Raw genomic sequence first — 16,214 nt, 5'->3', positions numbered from 1 at the left:
ATCGCCATGTTATTTCTTGAAAAAACATCACCGCCGCCATTTTGGCAGCCACAGCTAACTGATAAACAGCGCCTGATGTATGACAAAGCCTTTATCGGCAATCGCTCGCAGGCGTATTATCTCAAGCGTTTTGCCCAGTTTGATCAGGCAAGACGATTGACGGCTAAGTGGCATTGGGCAGGGTTTTTGATGACGTTTCCTTGGCTGTTATACCGTAAGCGATTCTTAGATAGCATTGTCTATTCAGTGGCGGGATGGTCATTTATTCAGCTTAATGTCACCATCATTTTGGTGGCGATAGAATATTTATTGATACGCAATCTTGATGAAGCAATTCGTATGCCGCTACGTATTGGCATTGGGCTTGCGATATGGCTGTTTTGGTCGGTGATGGTGGCACGTTGGAGCGATGCTTATTATTATCGGATGGCGCGCCGTGAAATCGCCGATGCGATTGAAATGTATCCGCGGGATGAGGAAAAACAGCTGGCTCATATCCGCAGGCACGGCGGGGTAAGTTTGGTGGGTTTGGCGCTGGCGTTTGGGTTTTATGCGTTTTCTTTGTTTGTAATACAAGTGCAGTTTTTGCCGATTTATGCCAAACAAAAAGCCAATGCCACGCTGTTTGAGGTGCTTGATATCGTAGAAAGCGCACAGGGACGAGTCGATGCCATCTACAAAGCCACCGGTCAATGTCCTGTCAATACACCGCTAAGCACAGATAACCAAAAAGTGGTGCTAAAAGTGCTGACCCAAGCAGAAAGTATTCCAACTGACAGTCATTGCATGATCCAAGCGACAGTACGAGGCGTGCCGTTTCCCAATCGCTGGCTCAATGGTCAAACGCTGACCATGTACCGCATTGGTGATAGTAAAGTCGATGGTAGTTGGGGCTGTATCACCTCACTCAATCGCAAGCAAATCCCCAAACAGTGTATGCTTGCCGAGCGCTGATAAAATCGTTGTGTTTACAACCACTAGACGATGCGATGGCGGTGGTTTTCAAAAAAACCGAAGCCTAAGCAACAGCCTAGGCTTCGGTTTTTATTTATCAGCTTTCATTTATCGGTTTTATTTTGAAGCCAGCAAAATAACTTACTTCATCAACAACGCATTGACGCGTTTGAGATAAGCGGCTGGGTCTTCAAGCTGACCGCCTTCAGCAAGTAATGCTTGGTCAAAAATCACTTGCGCAAGGTCATCGAACTGCTCCGCGCTTTCCAATTTTTGAATGAGCGGATGGTTTGGATTGACTTCCAAAATTGGTTTGCTCTCTGGCACAGGTTGCCCCATCTGTTTGAGCATTTGAATCATCTGTGGTGATAGCTCACCATCTGCAGTCACTAGCAAAGCAGGGCTATCGACAAGGCGGTTGGATACTCGTATGTCTTTAGCACGGCTACCTAACACGCCTTTGAGTTTTTCTACCACAGGCTTGAAGGTTTCTTCCGCTTTTTTGGCTTCTTCCTTCTCGGCTTCATCGGTCAAATCGCCCAAGTCTACCGCGCCTTTGGCGATGTTTTGTAGCGGTGTGCCATCGTATTCAAACATAAAGTTCATTGCCCATTCATCAACCGGGTTGGTCATCAAGATGACTTCAATGCCTTTTTTCTTGAACACTTCAAGTTGCGGACTGGCTTTGGCGGCGGCAAGGTTTTCAGCGGTTAGATAATAAATCGCCTTCTGACCGTCTTTCATACGACCTTTATAGTCGTCAAAGCTGGTGACCACATTGTCATCAGTGGTAGTGGCATAGCGCAATAATTTGGCAATTTTATCCATATTGCTTTGGTCTTCACCCAAGCCTTCTTTTAAGACGTTGCCAAATTCAGCATAAAACTGTTTATATTTTTCTTGCTTTTCAGGTTCATCGCTATTGGCTAGGCTAGCTAGCACGGTCAATATACGGCGGGCGTTACCATCGCGGATAGATTTGACATCGCGAGACTCTTGCAGGATTTCACGGCTGACATTAAGCGGTAAATCAGCGGTATCAATCACCCCTTTGACAAAACGCAGATACATCGGCAATAACTGCTCGGCATCATCCATGATAAATACACGTTTGACGTACAGTTTTAGACCGTGTTTTTGCTCACGTTGGTACAGGTCAAACGGCGCTTTTTTAGGGATATATAGCAGCTGGGTATATTGTAGACGTCCTTCGACACGGTTGTGCGTCCAAGTTAGCGGCTCATCATAGTCATAGGTAAGATTTTTATAAAATTCTTGATACTCTTCATCTTCAATTTCTGAAGGTGAGCGCGTCCATAGGGCATTGGCTTGGTTGATGGTTTCCCATTCATCGGTGGTTATCATTTGACCTTGGGGCATCTCACCTTTGGCAGCTTCGCCCCCTGCTTCTGAATTAGCAGTTTTTTGCGCGTCAGTGAGTTCTTCTTCTTGCCAAACTTCTTTGCGCATTTGGATTGGCAAGCTGATATGGTCAGAGTATTTATTGACTAAAGATTTGATTTTGTGGCGGTCAAGGTATTCGCTGTGTTCATCGGTAACATGTAACATCACTGTCGTGCCACGGGTAGGCTTTTCGATGGTTTCGGTGGTGAATTCACCGGTGCCGTCTGAAACCCAGCGTACGCCTTGGCTGGCAGGCTCACCTGCTTTACGAGATTCCACCGTGATGGTGTCCGCTACGATAAAACCTGAATAAAAACCCACCCCAAATTGACCAATCAAATTGCCGTCTTGTTTTTGCGCATCAGATAATTTTTCTAAGAAAGCTTTGGTGCCTGATTTGGCAATAGTCCCCAAATGCTCTACGGCATCGGCTTCGTTCATACCGATACCATTGTCAATAAAGCTGATGGTTTTGGCATCTTTATCAATATCAATGCGAATGCGTAGTTCACTGTCACCTTCATACAGCGCGTCGTTTTGATTGCCTTCAAAGCGCAACTTGTCACAGGCATCAGACGCATTTGAAACCAGCTCACGCACAAAGATATCCGCATTTGAATAAAGCGAGTGGGTGACTAGATGTAATAGTTGCGCGACTTCAGCTTCAAAGCTATGTTTTTTTGGCTCAGGTTTGTTTGAATCTGCCATAGTAAGTAACTCCTAAAATAAGAATAAAAATAATTAACCCAATTTATGATGGTTCGTTGTCATAGTTAGGGTGAATGCAAAACTATTTCAAGCATAAGCGGCACAATTTTTTAATTTTTAAATAATGAAAACAATGATGCAAGCAGTGTTTAAATATTCAATAATTAAATGACCAATAAAAAGCCGAGTAGACTTATACCCGGCTTTACTTGCTATCTATCCGATACTATATCTCTTTTAAATCTTGGATTCACTAGAATTAGACAGTTGGGGTGAGCGTAACGCTTTGGGCAAGCTAAAGGTCACGTTTTCCAAAATACCTGATAATTCTTCAGGTTTTTCGCCGCCCCAGGATTGTAAGGTATCTAATACCTCTTGAATCAATACCTCAGGCGCGGATGCACCCGCAGTCACGCCTACCGTATCCACGCCTGCAAACCAGTCTTTTTGCATTTCGCCTGCATTATCAATCAAATGCGCTTTGGCGCCCAAGCGCTCCGCGAGTTCACGCAAGCGATTGGAATTGGATGAGTTGGGTGAGCCGACCACTAGCACCACTTGACAACGCGCTGCAAGCTCCTTGACCGCATCTTGACGATTTTGGGTGGCATAACAAATATCATCTTTACGAGGCGCATGGATTTTGGGGAATTTATTTTTTAGCGCATCAATCACTTCTGCGGTGTCATCCATCGATAGGGTGGTTTGGGTGACAAATGCCAAATCAGTATCCGTCGGTAGGTCAAGATTGGCAACATCCACCACATCTTCAATTAAGTGAATACGCCCACCGTATTGTGGATCGAAGCGCCCCATCGTGCCTTCTACCTCTGGATGACCGGCATGACCAATCAACACCGCGTCTACGCCTGTTTTGGCAAATTTATTGACTTCGATATGGACTTTGGTAACCAGTGGGCAAGTGGCATCAAACACGGTCAAATCACGGCGTTCGGCTTCATCTTCCACGGCTTTAGAGACGCCATGCGCTGAAAAAATCACAATCGCCCCATCGGGCACTTCATCCAACTCTTCGACAAATACCGCACCGCGATTGGCCAGGTCTTCCACCACAAACTTGTTGTGGACCACTTCATGGCGCACATAAATAGGCGGTTCAAAGCGCTCAAGGCAGACATTAACGATTTCGATGGCTCTATCGACCCCAGCACAAAAACCACGGGGATTGGCGAGTAAAATTTTCATAACGCAGTTCTTCAGTCATTGATGATTCATGTGGCTAGTTTACCATGAGTTCATACACGCAAAATATGTTAAACGTAAAAAATCAGCGAATCGGTATTGAAAGGCTAAATTACGCAGAAATTGTTAGCAAAAATTGCTAAAATAGCCGATTCGAAAATGGCTACTACTTACTTCATCAAACCCCTAAGGATACGTCATGACCAAAGGCTCATTATTTATCATCACCGCAGCAAGCGGTACTGGCAAAACATCGCTGGTCAAACAGCTGATTGCAACGACCAATGACTTGGCGGTTAGTATCTCGCATTCGACTCGCAAGCCACGTCCTGGTGAGATTGATGGGCAGCATTATCATTTTGTCAGCCGTGAGATATTTGCTGATATGATTAAGCAAGGTGAGTTTTTGGAGCATGCCGAGGTGTTTGAAAACTACTATGGCACGGCCCAGTCCACAGTGGAATTTATGCTGAGCAATGGCTTAGATGTCATCTTAGAAATCGACTGGCAGGGCGCGCTGCAAGTGCAAAAATTGCGTCCCGATGCCACGACCATTTTTATCCTACCGCCCGACCGCCAATCGCTGCGCCAGCGGCTTTCCAATCGCGGACAAGACAGTCAAGAGGTGATTGAAAGACGTCTTGCCGGTTCGGTCAATGAAATGTCGCAATACGTGAATTTTGATTATGTGGTGATTAATGACAATTTCGACGTGGCATTAGCGGAGTTAAAATCAATCATCATCGCCAATCGTTTGACACTGGCTAAACAGCAAGAGCGCCACGCTGGCCGTATTGAGCAGCTATTGTCTGAATAAATCATCAATAGCCTATAAATAATCAATAAGCGCAACGAGCTAATAAAACGCACTAAAAATCTGCTGTCTTAGCCACCCATACAGCGGGTCAACCTGTTGTTGTTGGTGCCAATACCCGTGTAACTCGATATGAGTTAACTCAATTGGCAAATCCAAAATCTGCCAGCCTTGGGCGGGTGGCAAAAATGTGGTGGCTAACTGGCGCGGCAAGGTGAGCAATAACTTATCCTGTTTTAGCAATTGAAAAGCAGTGGCATAATGTTGGCAACGGATTTTACTCTGCCGCTGCCAACCTGCTTTGGACAATAAACTATCTTCAATCGACAGACCTAGTCGCCGTGATGACACAGTTATATGTTGACTGGCAAAATACTGGGCTTGGGTGATAGTCGGTTGATTCGCCAATTCAGCCGCAAAATTTGGCGCATACAACACCAGCACAAACTCATCTCGCAACAAGGGTTGATGCATAATCTCACTATCCACCACCCGCGCCACATCAATGGCAAAATCCAGCTTTCCAACTTTTAGTTCATGCGCAAGCGCTGAGCGATTGAGCCGGCTACTGGTGATTTGGCAATTGGGCAGGACTTGATGAATTTGGCTGACCAATTTGTTAAACACAATCAATTCAATTTCATCGTGCATGGCAATCGTCAACGTGGCAAAGCTCTGCTGCGCCATCTCGCCAAGTTTGCCCTCGCTCAATAAATGGTTAGTTTGAAATATTTGTTCGAGATTTTCAAAGCTTTGTTTGACGGTGGGATAAAGCCGTTTGGCATACAGCGTGGGGTGCAGCTCACCTTTTTCCCGATAAAAAAGTTCGTCTCCGAGCGCCTGACGAAGACGACCTAACGCATGGCTAATCGCCGATTGGCTTAAATGCAAAGCTTCTGCGGTATGGGTAAGATTTTTAAGCTCAAAAATATAAATAAATAGCCTAAGCAAATTTAAGTCAAGCTGCTTTAACGGATTTTTATGCAACATTTGGATAATACCGTACAAATAGAGGGCGGTTGTTTGATTAATAATTTGCCTAATATACCTCAGTTATATGAATGTCATTCATAGTATTCTACTAATTAAAATCATTTTATTCATGATAATAAATCCGTTAAGCTGATTCAATGATTGTTTTAGCCAATAAAGGACAATGCCCAATGGAATTCCAACTTAGCGATAAAGCAAAAGATTACATCGCCCGTACCAAAGCATTTATTCAAACCGAAATCGAACCGATTGAAGCAGAATTTTGGCAAGCGGCGCATAAGCTTAATCCCACAGGCGATTGGACGACTTGGCAATGGCCTGCCAAACTTGAAGAATTAAAAACCAAAGCCCGTGCGCAAAATTTATGGAATATGTTTTTGCCAGACCAGCAACTGGGTCAAGGATTAAGCGTGCAAGAATACGCCCATATTGCTGAGTTGTCTGGCAGAAGTCTTATTGCCCCCCATGTGTTTAACTGTAATGCCCCAGATAGTGGCAATATGGAATTGATTTGGCGCTACGGTAACGACGCCCAAAAACAGCAATGGTTAACGCCGTTATTGGCAGGCGAGATTCGCTCCGTGTTTGGCATGACAGAGCCTGCAGTGGCCAGTAGTGATGCCACCAATATGCAAGCCACAGCGATTGTCGAAGGCGATGAAATTGTGCTCAACGGTCGCAAATGGTGGTCATCAGGTTTGGGCGATCCAAACGCTAAACTTATTATTTTTATGGCACACACCCCAGATGAGAGCAAAGATCGCCACCATCAGCACACCATGGTACTGGTACCTATAGATGCCAAAGGCGTCAAGATTGAACGTATGCTCAAAGTGTTTAATGATTATGATGCACCGCATGGACATGGCGAAATGCTTTTTGACAACGTGCGTGTGCCGCTTAGCAACGTCATCGGCGGGGCAGGCGAGGGATTTGCTATTGCACAAGGGCGCTTAGGACCGGGTCGGATTCACCACTGTATGCGTTGTATTGGCGCGGCAGAAAAATCGCTGGAACTTGCCATCGATCGGGGTCTAAGCCGTAGTGCATTTGGCAAACCGCTGCTTGATTTAGGGGGCAACCGTGAACGTATCGCTGACGCCCGTGTCAAAATTGACCAAGCGCGTCTATTAACCCTGTATGCTGCCTATAAAATGGATAAACTTGGCACCAAAGCGGCGTTGACCGAAATCTCAGCCATTAAAGTGGTCGCCCCAACGGTACTCCAAGAAGTCGTCGATATGGCGATTCAGCTGCATGGGGGGATGGGTGTGAGCCAAGATACGCTGTTGCCGATGTTCTTTAACCAAGCCCGCAGCCTACGCCTTGCCGATGGACCTGACGAAGTGCATAAAGGCATGATTGCCAAACTGGAAGTGAAAAAACGCCAACAAGCGACGACCAAATAACTACTAGATAGCTAATAGCTAGTTAACAAAAAAGATAGCTAGCTAACAAAATAGGCGTAATGTTGAGTTACGTCGTTTTGCTATTTGACCTAGTTAAAAATACAAGTTAAAAAACAAGATAAAAAACAAGGATGAAATTATGCTTGATACTGCGAACCCAGTACGCAAAGGCGAAGAGATTGACAGCGACGCGGTCACCGAGTATTTAATGAGCCAAGGCATCGCTTTGCAAGGTCAGCCAGAAGTCACCCAATTTTCAGGGGGCGCATCCAACTGGACATACCGCCTAAAATATGCCAACCGTGATTTGATTTTACGCCGCCCACCCAAAGGTACCAAAGCCAAATCCGCCCATGATATGGTGCGTGAGTACAAAGTTCAAAAAGCGCTGCAATCACAATACCCACGCGTCCCCAATATGGTCGCCCTGTGTACCGATGACCGCGTGATTGGTTGCGATTTTTATGTCATGGATCGCATCGAAGGCATTATTCCCCGCGCCAATTTGCCCAAAGCGTTGACGTTAAGCGAACAGCAAGTCAGCGAGCTATGCCGGCAGGCGGTCGATGCACTGATAGATTTACACAAGGTCGATTATACCCAAAACCCTGATTTGGTGGCACTTGGCAAAGGCGAAGGCTACTGCGAGCGTCAAGTCATGGGCTGGGATAAACGCTATGAGCAAGCCCGCACGCCTGATGTGCCTGATTTCGCCGATGTGCGCCAGTGGTTAAAAGCCAACATCCCAAAAGATGTCAAAACTAGCGTGATTCATAATGACTGGCGTTTTGACAATGTGATTTTGGACCCAAACAATCCAACCAACATCATTGGCGTGCTCGATTGGGAAATGGCAACGATAGGCGACCCTTTAATGGATTTGGGCTGTGCGTTAGCTTACTGGATTCAAGCCGATGACAATGCGGTGATGAAAGCTACGCGCCGTCAGCCGACCAATCTGCCAGGCATGATGACCCGTGCCGAAGTGGTCGAGTACTACCTGCAAAAAACGGGGCTGAAAGTGGACAACTGGCGCTTTTACGAAGTGTTTGGGGTGTTTCGCTTGGCAGCGATTGCGCAGCAGATTTATTACCGTTATTATCATGGGCAGACCGACAACCCGGCGTTCAAAGATTTTGGCGTGATTGTCAATGCCTTGCACGAGCGATGCGTCGAACTTATCGAAAAAAATAACAATAAATCATAGGGATTTTCATGAAACTCATCAGCCTTGTCCGTCATGGGCAAGCGTCATTTGGCGCAGACAATTATGACCAACTGTCCCCAAAAGGTATCGCTCAGACCCAATGGCTTGGTGATAGTTTTCGCCAGTCAGGTCGGCAAGTGCACGCGCTGATGTCAGGCAGCATGGCGCGCCAAAAGGACAGTCTCAAGCATTTTTTGAGCCATTATTATGTCACCCGTGAAGGCATTGAACTAACCGAAATCACTCACCATATGCAAAACATAGCAAATCCCAGTTTGACCATGCCGCTATTGTTGGGTGAAGAAGAGGGTTTTAATGAGTTTAATCATGAGCAAATTCTTTATAAAGCTGGATTGCCATTTGCGGATAAAGCCAGTTTTATGGCGTATTTGTCCAGTCAAACACACCCTGAAATTAGCTTTACTGAGATTTTTACCCAAGCCATGAGCCGTTGGCAAAGCGGTCAATACGACAGTGATTATGATGAAAGTTGGCAACACTTTTTGCAGCGCACTTGGAACGGTTTTGAGCGTTTAATTGCCCAAACTGGTGAGCATGAACACGCGATGGTATTTACTTCAGGTGGCGTGATTGCCAGTATCATGCAGCAAGTGATGAAGCTGTCGGATGTGCAAGCTTTTGATTTGAACTGGCATATCGCCAACGCCAGTGTTCACCAATTTCGCGTGAGTGACCAAGGTGTTTTTTTACAGACCTTTAATGAATTTAGCTATTTGTACCAACAAGGTGAGCAGATGGTGACTTGGCGCTAAGGTTTAGCTTACCAGTTTAACGTTTAAAAAAATTTAATAAATAATTAAGGAAAAAATAATGCAAACACTACCGGAATTACTGCAGCAAGTTCAAACCACAATGACACCCCCGAACACTGACTTATCCCCTTTTACAGATAACCAAGTGGGCAAGGGTAAAACTATCTTGATTACTGGCGCAAGCTCAGGCCTGGGGGCAGGCATGGCGACCCATTTTGCTCGCATGGGCTATAATTTGGCAATTTGTGCGCGACGCACCGAACGCCTAGAACAACTCAGAGCCAACCTATTAGCGGATAATCCGACGATTAAAGTCAGTGTTAAGGCACTCGATGTGACTGATTATACGCAGGTTTTTAAAGTGTTTCATGAATTTGCCCAAGAGTTTGGCAAGCTTGATCGTATCATCATCAATGCAGGGGTCGGTGAGGGACGCCGCATTGGCAAGGGTAATTTTGATATTAATCGCAAAACTGCCGAAATCAATTTTATCTCAGGTCTTGCCCAGTGTGAAGCGGCAATGGAAATTTTTCGCGCCCAAAATAGCGGTCATTTGGTGGTTATCTCAAGTATGTCGGCGTTCCGTGGTCTGCCAAAACATATGTCAGTATACGCAGCAAGTAAATCAGCGATTGCACAGCTTGCTGAAGGGATTCGCGCCGATATGCTGCTCTCTAAGTTACCGATTAAAGTGTCAACGATTTATCCAGGGTACATACGCACTGAGATTAACGAAGGCGCTAAACCGTTACCCTTTGAAGTGAGTGAAGAGATCGGCACGAAAGCATTGGCAATCGCGATTGAAGGCGAGCCTGATGAAGCATGTGTCCCTGAACAACCGTGGACACTGATGAGTGATTGGATGAAAAACGCCCCACTGACATGGGTCAATGGTTTGGCATAACCCAAAAATTTCTAAAAAACCCAAATGAGACCTTGCGCTGATTTGGGTTTTTTATTGTCTTCACATTGGGTGTCTTGATATAGGGCGTCCTAATATAGCGCATTGCCAGCCTGTATATTTGCCTTTGGCGACAGATTTGACATCACCGAGTAGAAGGCTGTTATAAAAAATAATGAGTATGAAAGGCTAAAGGGTATCAGTCATCATTAACCCTATCGCCATCCTTGTTTATCTTATGTATTTAACGCCTATAATGATATTTGCAGTAGGCTAGACAAGGGTCGAAATGATAAAATCACCATCTCTTTTATGAATTTTCTTTATTGTTACGATAACTGAGTGGTACAGGCAAGCAAACGATGAAAAAACTTGAAAACGCGCTACAAAAAATTGATAAATACGGCCAATTTGTGATGAAAAAACTGGTCAATCGCCGCTCATTAGCAGAGCTACAAGGTATCGGTCAAGGCAAAACCGTATTGATTACCGGTGCCAGCTCAGGGATTGGCGCGATGATGGCACGCCGATTTGCTTATCTAGGCTATGATTTGGCAATTTGCGCCAGACGAGAAGAGCGATTAAATGCGTTAAAGCAAGACATTGAAAGCAAGTACCCTGTCAAAGTCTCTGTCAAAACTTTGGATGTCACCGATTATAATCAGATTTTTACGGTATTTGATAGCTTTGTGAGTGACTGCAAAACCCAAGGGAAAACCATTGATAAAATTATCGTCAATGCAGGGGTGGGCGATAGCCGCGTCATTGGTCATGGACGCTTTGAGACCAATCGCCATACCGCGGAAGTCAATTTTATCGCAGCGATTGCCCAGTGTGAGGCGGCGATGAAGATTTTTCGCCAGCAAAACAGCGGTCAGTTGGTGGTCATCTCAAGTATGTCAGCGGTGCGCGGTTTGCCCCGTCATCTCACTACCTATGCGGCTGCCAAAGCGGGACTGGCAAATTTAGCCGAAGGCATTCGCGCTGATATGATGCAGGAAAAACGTCCGATTACTGTCACCACCATTTATCCCGGTTATATCCGTACTGAGCTTAATATCGGTGCCAAATATTTGCCGTTTGAAAGTACAGAAGAAGAGGGCGTCGAAGCGATTGTCGAAGCAATTGAAGCCAAAGTGGATGAAGCCTTTGTCCCGGCATGGCCTTGGCTACCGATTGGGATTGGTATGAAAATATTGCCGCTCAGGGTGATGACCAAATTTTTATAAGCGCATATTTAAAAATTTTAATCTCTTAGCATAATCAAAAACGCTTTGGCAGCTGATGGTTCGTCAAAGCGTTTTTAATACCGTTACCAGTCAAAGTGCTGCTTATTTGACCAATGGCATAAGTGCGCCATAGCCTGCCGCTTGCATGTCTGCCAAAGCGATAAATTGTAGCGCATCGCCATTGATACAGTAGCGTAATCCGCCTTTATCCTTGGGACCATCATCAAACACATGCCCCAAATGTGAGTTGGCGACCCGCGAGCGCACTTCCGTTCGTGTCATGTTAAAACTGCTATCGGTTGAAGTGGTAATGACGTTTGCGCTAATGGGTTTGGTAAAACTCGGCCAGCCGCACCCCGAATCATATTTATCCGTAGATAAAAACAACGGTTCGCCACTGACGATATCCACATATAAACCTTTAGCAAGTAAATGGTCGTATTGATGGCTAAAGGCGCGCTCTGTAGCTGCGTTTTGGGTGACGTCATACTGCGCTTGGGTCAACCGACTTTTTACATTTTTATCGTAGCTTTGATAGCGGGTAGGATTGAGTGCCTCGGTGACTGTCGTGGCAGGCGCTAAAGATTTGATAACGGGGATTTTTTGATTGGCAAGGCTAATATCAATATGGCAGTAGCCATTGGGATTTTTGCTCAGATAATCTTGGTGATAATTTTCTGCGTCATAAAAATTCGCCAAGGGTTTATTTTCTACCACAATTTTTTGCGGATATTTTTTTGCCAAATCGGCAAGGGTTTTATCAATGATTGGCTTATCATTGGCATCGGTATAATAAATACCGGTGCGGTATTGCGCCCCGCGGTCATTGCCTTGTTTGTTGAGACTGGTCGGGTCAATCACTCGCACATAGTACGCCAAGAGGGTTGCAAGATTGGTTTTATCGATATCATAGATAACTTTGACGGTTTCTGCGTGCCCTGAGCCTGCTATTACCTGCTCATAGCTCGGGTTCGCGCTATTGCCATTGGCATAACCTGATATCGCATCGACCACGCCATCCACGCGCTCCATATAGGCTTCTAGCCCCCAAAAACAGCCACCCGCCAGATAGATAGTACGCGTGCGAATCGGGGTTTTACCATCTGCTTGATAATACACACCGTTACGGTTAATCGGTACTAAGGCTTTGATGCTAGCGGCTTGCTTGCTAGCTTGTTTATTAGCCAGCTCATCAGCTTGGGCAGTCTGACTAGGCGGGTTTTTTGCTTCATTCATGGCTTTGAGTTCTGCAAAGTCGTTGCTAGCATTGTCTGATAAGGCTTGGATTTGTGTTGAGGTAAGATTGCCTTTGACCAGTTTTAATAAATTGCCTTGTTTATCCAAAATCGCAAAACTTGGATAGACTTGCACGCCAAATTGTTTAATCAGCTTGCCATTGTTATCCATAAGCACCGGTAGGTTAGCATAGTCTTTGGCAAGCACTGTGTACCAAGTTTGAAAATCTTGGGGGGATTTTTCACTCAAATGACCTGGACTGACCACGCTGACGACATTCATATTGGGATACTGCTTTGCCCATGCGTCGCTTTCTTGGAGCGTTGCCAAACACAGCGGGCACCAGCTTGCCCAAAATTTCACCACAGTTGGTTTATTGGGGTCAATCACATGACGACCCATTTTGCCTAATTTGGGATTGATCTGGCTCAAACCTTGTAAGGTCGCTAACGTATCAGTCGGCAATACATCTGATTTGCTAGCAGCACGCGCAGAGCCAGCGTTTTCTTTGGCATTCATTTTTTGACAACCTAGCAACAGCAGGCTGCTGATTAATAGGGTAGCGGTTAAATTCTTAGCACTTTGAGGAAAATTGACCATGGTACATTTCTCATCTATTTGTAAAGCATCAAAGATAGCTGTGAGTGGGCACTCAAATAAATTTTTAATTACAAACATAAAGTGAGCCTTTATCTGATTGTAATTGAATCAGCAAATAAGCACACTTTAAAGTTTTAAAAATTAACATTAAAAAAATTATGCCATCATCCATAGGGTTTAAAGAGAAAATTTTTGGTGTATTTGTGGTTATCATAGTATTGACTAGCCATTGATTCACTTTTGACACGTTAATTCGCTCAAAGTGCGGCTGCTTCATGCTAAAATCTTGTTTTATGGTTCGTCAAAAGTTTGCCCATGCATCAAGCCATCAAGAACGTCGCAAAAGCCCCCATGATTGCTCGCTATACTTGGTTAGTTATTATGGTCGCCGCCATGATTTGTGCCGACCAATGGGGCGTTGCCAAACAGCAAATCAATCATCTGCTCACGATTACCATTATGTATGGGGTCAGCGTTGAGCTAACTAAACGCCTAATGGCTATTCGACAATTTAACCCACAACACTCTTGGGTCACATTGGCGGGGTTTATCGGGGATTTACTGGCGTGGTCAGCCTTTATTTATTATTCAGGTGGGGCCGCCAATCCGTTGATTACCTTATTTTTGACGGTGATTGCTGTGGCGTCTATGGTGATGCGCACCGTGCACATCATCAGCTTGTCGGTGCTGTCAGTTGGGCTGTATACGCTGTTATGGTATTGTTATGTGCCACTGATCCTTAGCCACCATGATCATGCGGTGGGTCAAAAACTCCATTTACTGGGTATGTTTGGGGTTTTTATTTTTGCGGCCATCATGTTAACTGCCTTAACGGTTTATTTTAAACAAGCGATGAGCCGCAGCTATCAGGCGCTTGAGCAAGCGCAGCAAGCCATTCACCAACAACGTCGGTTGCTTGCCATCAGTAGTCTGGCTGCCAATATCGCCCATGAGATGAGCACGCCGATTGCATCGATGCAATTACTGAGCGATGACATTGCCCAGCAATTAGATGAAGACGATGAGTTATTGGATGACATAAAACTGTTACAGTCACAAATCGACGTCTGCCGCCAATCGCTGCACAAGCTCAAATCCCACATCCAATCCAATGCCCTACCACCAGTGCAATCTGAGCCATTGGCATGGGTAACGTCATCAAATTTACCAACGCTACTGCCCAAAGTCGTCAATGATTGGCAATTTATCAACCCCCATGTTGAAGTAGCACTCAATGTACCACCACAACCGATCGCTGTCCCGTTGAGTGAAGAACAGCTGTATTCTATTATGATGAATATGCTCAATAATGCCATGCAGGCACAAGCCACAAGGCTTGCTATTAATGTACAGCTTGCTCAAAACGTGGTGATGATTATTGAAGACAACGGGCAGGGTATCGAAAGTAGCATGGTACAGCGTATTCAACACCAAACCGCCATCGAATCTGATCATGGCTTAGGGCTTGGCTTGACGATTGCCAAAACAGTTATAGAATATGTTGGCGGACACCTTGAGCTGACCAATAAGCAAAATTCACCCCTGCAAAAAAGGTTAAATGATTCAGGTACGTGCGTGAAGATAACGTTACCAGTAATTCATGCCCCCGCCAGTTTGTTGTAGGAGACTAGTTTGCAACACCCACCCCTGTTAGCAGAGACATGGCTTATCATTGATGATGATGAGGTGTTTTGCCGTATTTTAAAAAAGTCGTTGGAAAAGCAGGGCAATCAGGTATTGACGGCCAGCAATGCCGATAGCGCGCTACAACTGGCAAAGAAGCAGTTACCCAAGTTTATTATATTGGATCTCAACATCGGTGATGACAACGGCATTCATCTGATTAAGCCATTACTCGCTATTACGCCCAACGCCAAAATTTTAATGCTTACTGGCTATGCCAGCATTGCTACCGCCGTCAGTGCGGTCAAAATGGGCGCGTATCATTATTTGCCTAAGCCTTGTAGTCTGGATGAAATCTATAAAGTATTGGATATTGTAGCAGCCCCTACAAAGTCACTAAGTAGTGCAACAGATGAACGTTTATCACTTGAACATCACGAATGGGAATACATCCACCAAGTATTAGAGGAATGCCAAGGCAATATCAGTGAAGCGGCGAGGATACTAAAAATGCACCGGCGCACACTACAGCGCAAACTACAAAAAAAACGTAAAGTGGATGCACAATAACCTTTTTTAACCGCACACAGCAGCCCACACATTGTCAGCCGAGTCAGTCAAAGAGTTGGGTGAGCACAAAACACAAAAAAAGCGCTTATAATAAAATAAGCGCTTTTTTGATATCTATGCAAATGGTTAATCAATCAATGCAGCGTTATTCACGCAGTCACGATATCAGACCATTTACGATAGTAGGCTTAGCTAACCTTAGATAGCAACGATATTGCTAGCTTGGTCGCCTTTTTGACCTTGGGTCACAACGAAAGATACGCGTTGACCTTCCGCTAAGGTTTTGAAACCTGAGCTTGCGATTTGGCTATAATGTGCGAAAACGTCTTTGCCGCCATTGTCTTGTTCGATAAAGCCAAAGCCTTTTGATTCGTTAAACCATTTTACGGTGCCGTTTACAGTATTTGACATAGGATTGTCCTTGATTAGATAGATTTTAAAAGTGGTCATCTGACCCTAAAGCTGGAACTAAGCCACAACACGATTCTATTCGGTATGAAAGAATTGCGGCAGTTTTGATACACGATTGACTTAAAATCTAGGACACAAGCGTAATGGAAACGAACTTAGAATAGACTTAATGTAATGCG

The 16,214-nt window shown here is 45.0% G+C and carries 14 protein-coding genes; 9 read left to right on the top strand and 5 right to left on the bottom strand.

The genetic code is table 11. From position 1 onward, the window contains the following. Window positions 1–6 precede the first annotated feature (6 nt). Window positions 7–954, top strand: a complete 948-nt coding sequence (locus RTJ53_RS03565; RefSeq protein WP_312275859.1) for a pilin — start codon at window positions 7–9, stop codon at window positions 952–954. 141 nt (window positions 955–1,095) lie between these two features. Here RTJ53_RS03565 and htpG read toward each other — a convergent pair whose 3' ends face one another. Then, window positions 1,096–3,066, bottom strand: coding sequence for a molecular chaperone HtpG (gene htpG, locus RTJ53_RS03560; RefSeq protein ID WP_312275858.1), 1,971 nt, complete (start codon window positions 3,064–3,066; stop codon window positions 1,096–1,098). A 237-nt stretch (window positions 3,067–3,303) separates the two neighbouring features. Next, a complete protein-coding gene (gene ispH, locus RTJ53_RS03555; protein ID WP_312275857.1) occupies window positions 3,304–4,272 on the bottom strand; it encodes a 4-hydroxy-3-methylbut-2-enyl diphosphate reductase in 969 nt (322 codons plus the stop codon). 196 nt (window positions 4,273–4,468) lie between these two features. Between ispH and gmk the strand changes: the two genes are divergently transcribed. Then, window positions 4,469–5,086, top strand: coding sequence for a guanylate kinase (gene gmk / locus RTJ53_RS03550; protein ID WP_007116269.1), 618 nt, complete (start codon window positions 4,469–4,471; stop codon window positions 5,084–5,086). A gap of 39 nt (window positions 5,087–5,125) precedes the next feature. Here gmk and RTJ53_RS03545 read toward each other — a convergent pair whose 3' ends face one another. Then, the gene (locus RTJ53_RS03545; RefSeq protein WP_312275856.1) at window positions 5,126–6,073 is read right to left on the bottom strand and encodes a LysR family transcriptional regulator; all 948 of its coding nucleotides are present in this window, start codon (window positions 6,071–6,073) and stop codon (window positions 5,126–5,128) included. Window positions 6,074–6,246: 173 nt separating this feature from the next. Here RTJ53_RS03545 and RTJ53_RS03540 point away from each other — a divergent pair, with 173 nt between their 5' ends. The 5 genes from RTJ53_RS03540 (at window position 6,247) to RTJ53_RS03520 (ending at window position 11,595) form a co-directional block, all read left to right on the top strand. Next, on the top strand, window positions 6,247–7,485 hold the full coding sequence (locus RTJ53_RS03540) for an acyl-CoA dehydrogenase family protein (protein ID WP_312275855.1): 1,239 nt from the start codon (window positions 6,247–6,249) through the stop codon (window positions 7,483–7,485). A gap of 139 nt (window positions 7,486–7,624) precedes the next feature. Further along, entirely contained in the window at window positions 7,625–8,692 is a 1,068-nt protein-coding gene (locus tag RTJ53_RS03535) for a phosphotransferase family protein (protein ID WP_312275854.1), read from the top strand. 8 nt (window positions 8,693–8,700) lie between these two features. Continuing rightward, on the top strand, window positions 8,701–9,465 hold the full coding sequence (locus tag RTJ53_RS03530) for a histidine phosphatase family protein (RefSeq protein ID WP_312275853.1): 765 nt from the start codon (window positions 8,701–8,703) through the stop codon (window positions 9,463–9,465). A 100-nt stretch (window positions 9,466–9,565) separates the two neighbouring features. After that, window positions 9,566–10,369 carry an SDR family oxidoreductase gene (locus RTJ53_RS03525; RefSeq protein ID WP_312275931.1) on the top strand — a complete coding sequence of 268 codons (804 nt, stop codon included), beginning with the start codon at window positions 9,566–9,568 and terminating at the stop codon, window positions 10,367–10,369. Between the two features lie 413 nt (window positions 10,370–10,782). After that, on the top strand, window positions 10,783–11,595 hold the full coding sequence (locus RTJ53_RS03520; RefSeq protein WP_312275930.1) for an SDR family oxidoreductase: 813 nt from the start codon (window positions 10,783–10,785) through the stop codon (window positions 11,593–11,595). Window positions 11,596–11,697: 102 nt separating this feature from the next. Here RTJ53_RS03520 and msrAB read toward each other — a convergent pair whose 3' ends face one another. Beyond that, window positions 11,698–13,431 (bottom strand): bifunctional peptide-methionine (S)-S-oxide reductase MsrA/peptide-methionine (R)-S-oxide reductase MsrB, encoded by a 1,734-nt coding sequence (gene msrAB, locus RTJ53_RS03515; RefSeq protein WP_312275929.1) that lies wholly within the window; start codon window positions 13,429–13,431, stop codon window positions 11,698–11,700. 315 nt (window positions 13,432–13,746) lie between these two features. On the opposite strand from msrAB, the gene RTJ53_RS03510 reads away from it, so the two are divergent. Further along, on the top strand, window positions 13,747–15,054 hold the full coding sequence (locus RTJ53_RS03510; RefSeq protein WP_312275852.1) for a sensor histidine kinase: 1,308 nt from the start codon (window positions 13,747–13,749) through the stop codon (window positions 15,052–15,054). 9 nt (window positions 15,055–15,063) lie between these two features. Continuing rightward, on the top strand, window positions 15,064–15,624 hold the full coding sequence (locus RTJ53_RS03505) for a response regulator transcription factor (protein ID WP_312275851.1): 561 nt from the start codon (window positions 15,064–15,066) through the stop codon (window positions 15,622–15,624). 198 nt (window positions 15,625–15,822) lie between these two features. Here the strand turns inward: RTJ53_RS03505 and RTJ53_RS03500 are convergent, their stop codons facing one another. Continuing rightward, window positions 15,823–16,035 (bottom strand): cold-shock protein, encoded by a 213-nt coding sequence (locus tag RTJ53_RS03500; protein WP_050324216.1) that lies wholly within the window; start codon window positions 16,033–16,035, stop codon window positions 15,823–15,825. Between the last annotated feature and the right edge of the window lie 179 nt (window positions 16,036–16,214).

Source organism: Moraxella sp. CTOTU46711 (assembly GCF_031975715.1).
Lineage (GTDB): Bacteria > Pseudomonadota > Gammaproteobacteria > Pseudomonadales > Moraxellaceae > Faucicola.
Note: the sequence above shows the minus strand (reverse complement) of the source record. Positions and strands in the feature narration are given on the sequence as shown.

Bases quoted from the DNA above. Each gene is read 5' to 3' on its own strand.
- RTJ53_RS03565 (WP_312275859.1), top strand. From the start codon at position 7: ATGTTATTTCTTGAAAAAACATCACCGCCGCCATTTTGGCAGCCACAG.
- htpG (WP_312275858.1), bottom strand. From the start codon at position 3,066: ATGGCAGATTCAAACAAACCTGAGCCAAAAAAACATAGCTTTGAAGCT.
- ispH (WP_312275857.1), bottom strand. From the start codon at position 4,272: ATGAAAATTTTACTCGCCAATCCCCGTGGTTTTTGTGCTGGGGTCGAT.
- gmk (WP_007116269.1), top strand. From the start codon at position 4,469: ATGACCAAAGGCTCATTATTTATCATCACCGCAGCAAGCGGTACTGGC.
- RTJ53_RS03545 (WP_312275856.1), bottom strand. From the start codon at position 6,073: ATGTTGCATAAAAATCCGTTAAAGCAGCTTGACTTAAATTTGCTTAGG.
- RTJ53_RS03540 (WP_312275855.1), top strand. From the start codon at position 6,247: ATGGAATTCCAACTTAGCGATAAAGCAAAAGATTACATCGCCCGTACC.
- RTJ53_RS03535 (WP_312275854.1), top strand. From the start codon at position 7,625: ATGCTTGATACTGCGAACCCAGTACGCAAAGGCGAAGAGATTGACAGC.
- RTJ53_RS03530 (WP_312275853.1), top strand. From the start codon at position 8,701: ATGAAACTCATCAGCCTTGTCCGTCATGGGCAAGCGTCATTTGGCGCA.
- RTJ53_RS03525 (WP_312275931.1), top strand. From the start codon at position 9,566: ATGACACCCCCGAACACTGACTTATCCCCTTTTACAGATAACCAAGTG.
- RTJ53_RS03520 (WP_312275930.1), top strand. From the start codon at position 10,783: ATGAAAAAACTGGTCAATCGCCGCTCATTAGCAGAGCTACAAGGTATC.
- msrAB (WP_312275929.1), bottom strand. From the start codon at position 13,431: ATGGTCAATTTTCCTCAAAGTGCTAAGAATTTAACCGCTACCCTATTA.
- RTJ53_RS03510 (WP_312275852.1), top strand. From the start codon at position 13,747: ATGCATCAAGCCATCAAGAACGTCGCAAAAGCCCCCATGATTGCTCGC.
- RTJ53_RS03500 (WP_050324216.1), bottom strand. From the start codon at position 16,035: ATGTCAAATACTGTAAACGGCACCGTAAAATGGTTTAACGAATCAAAA.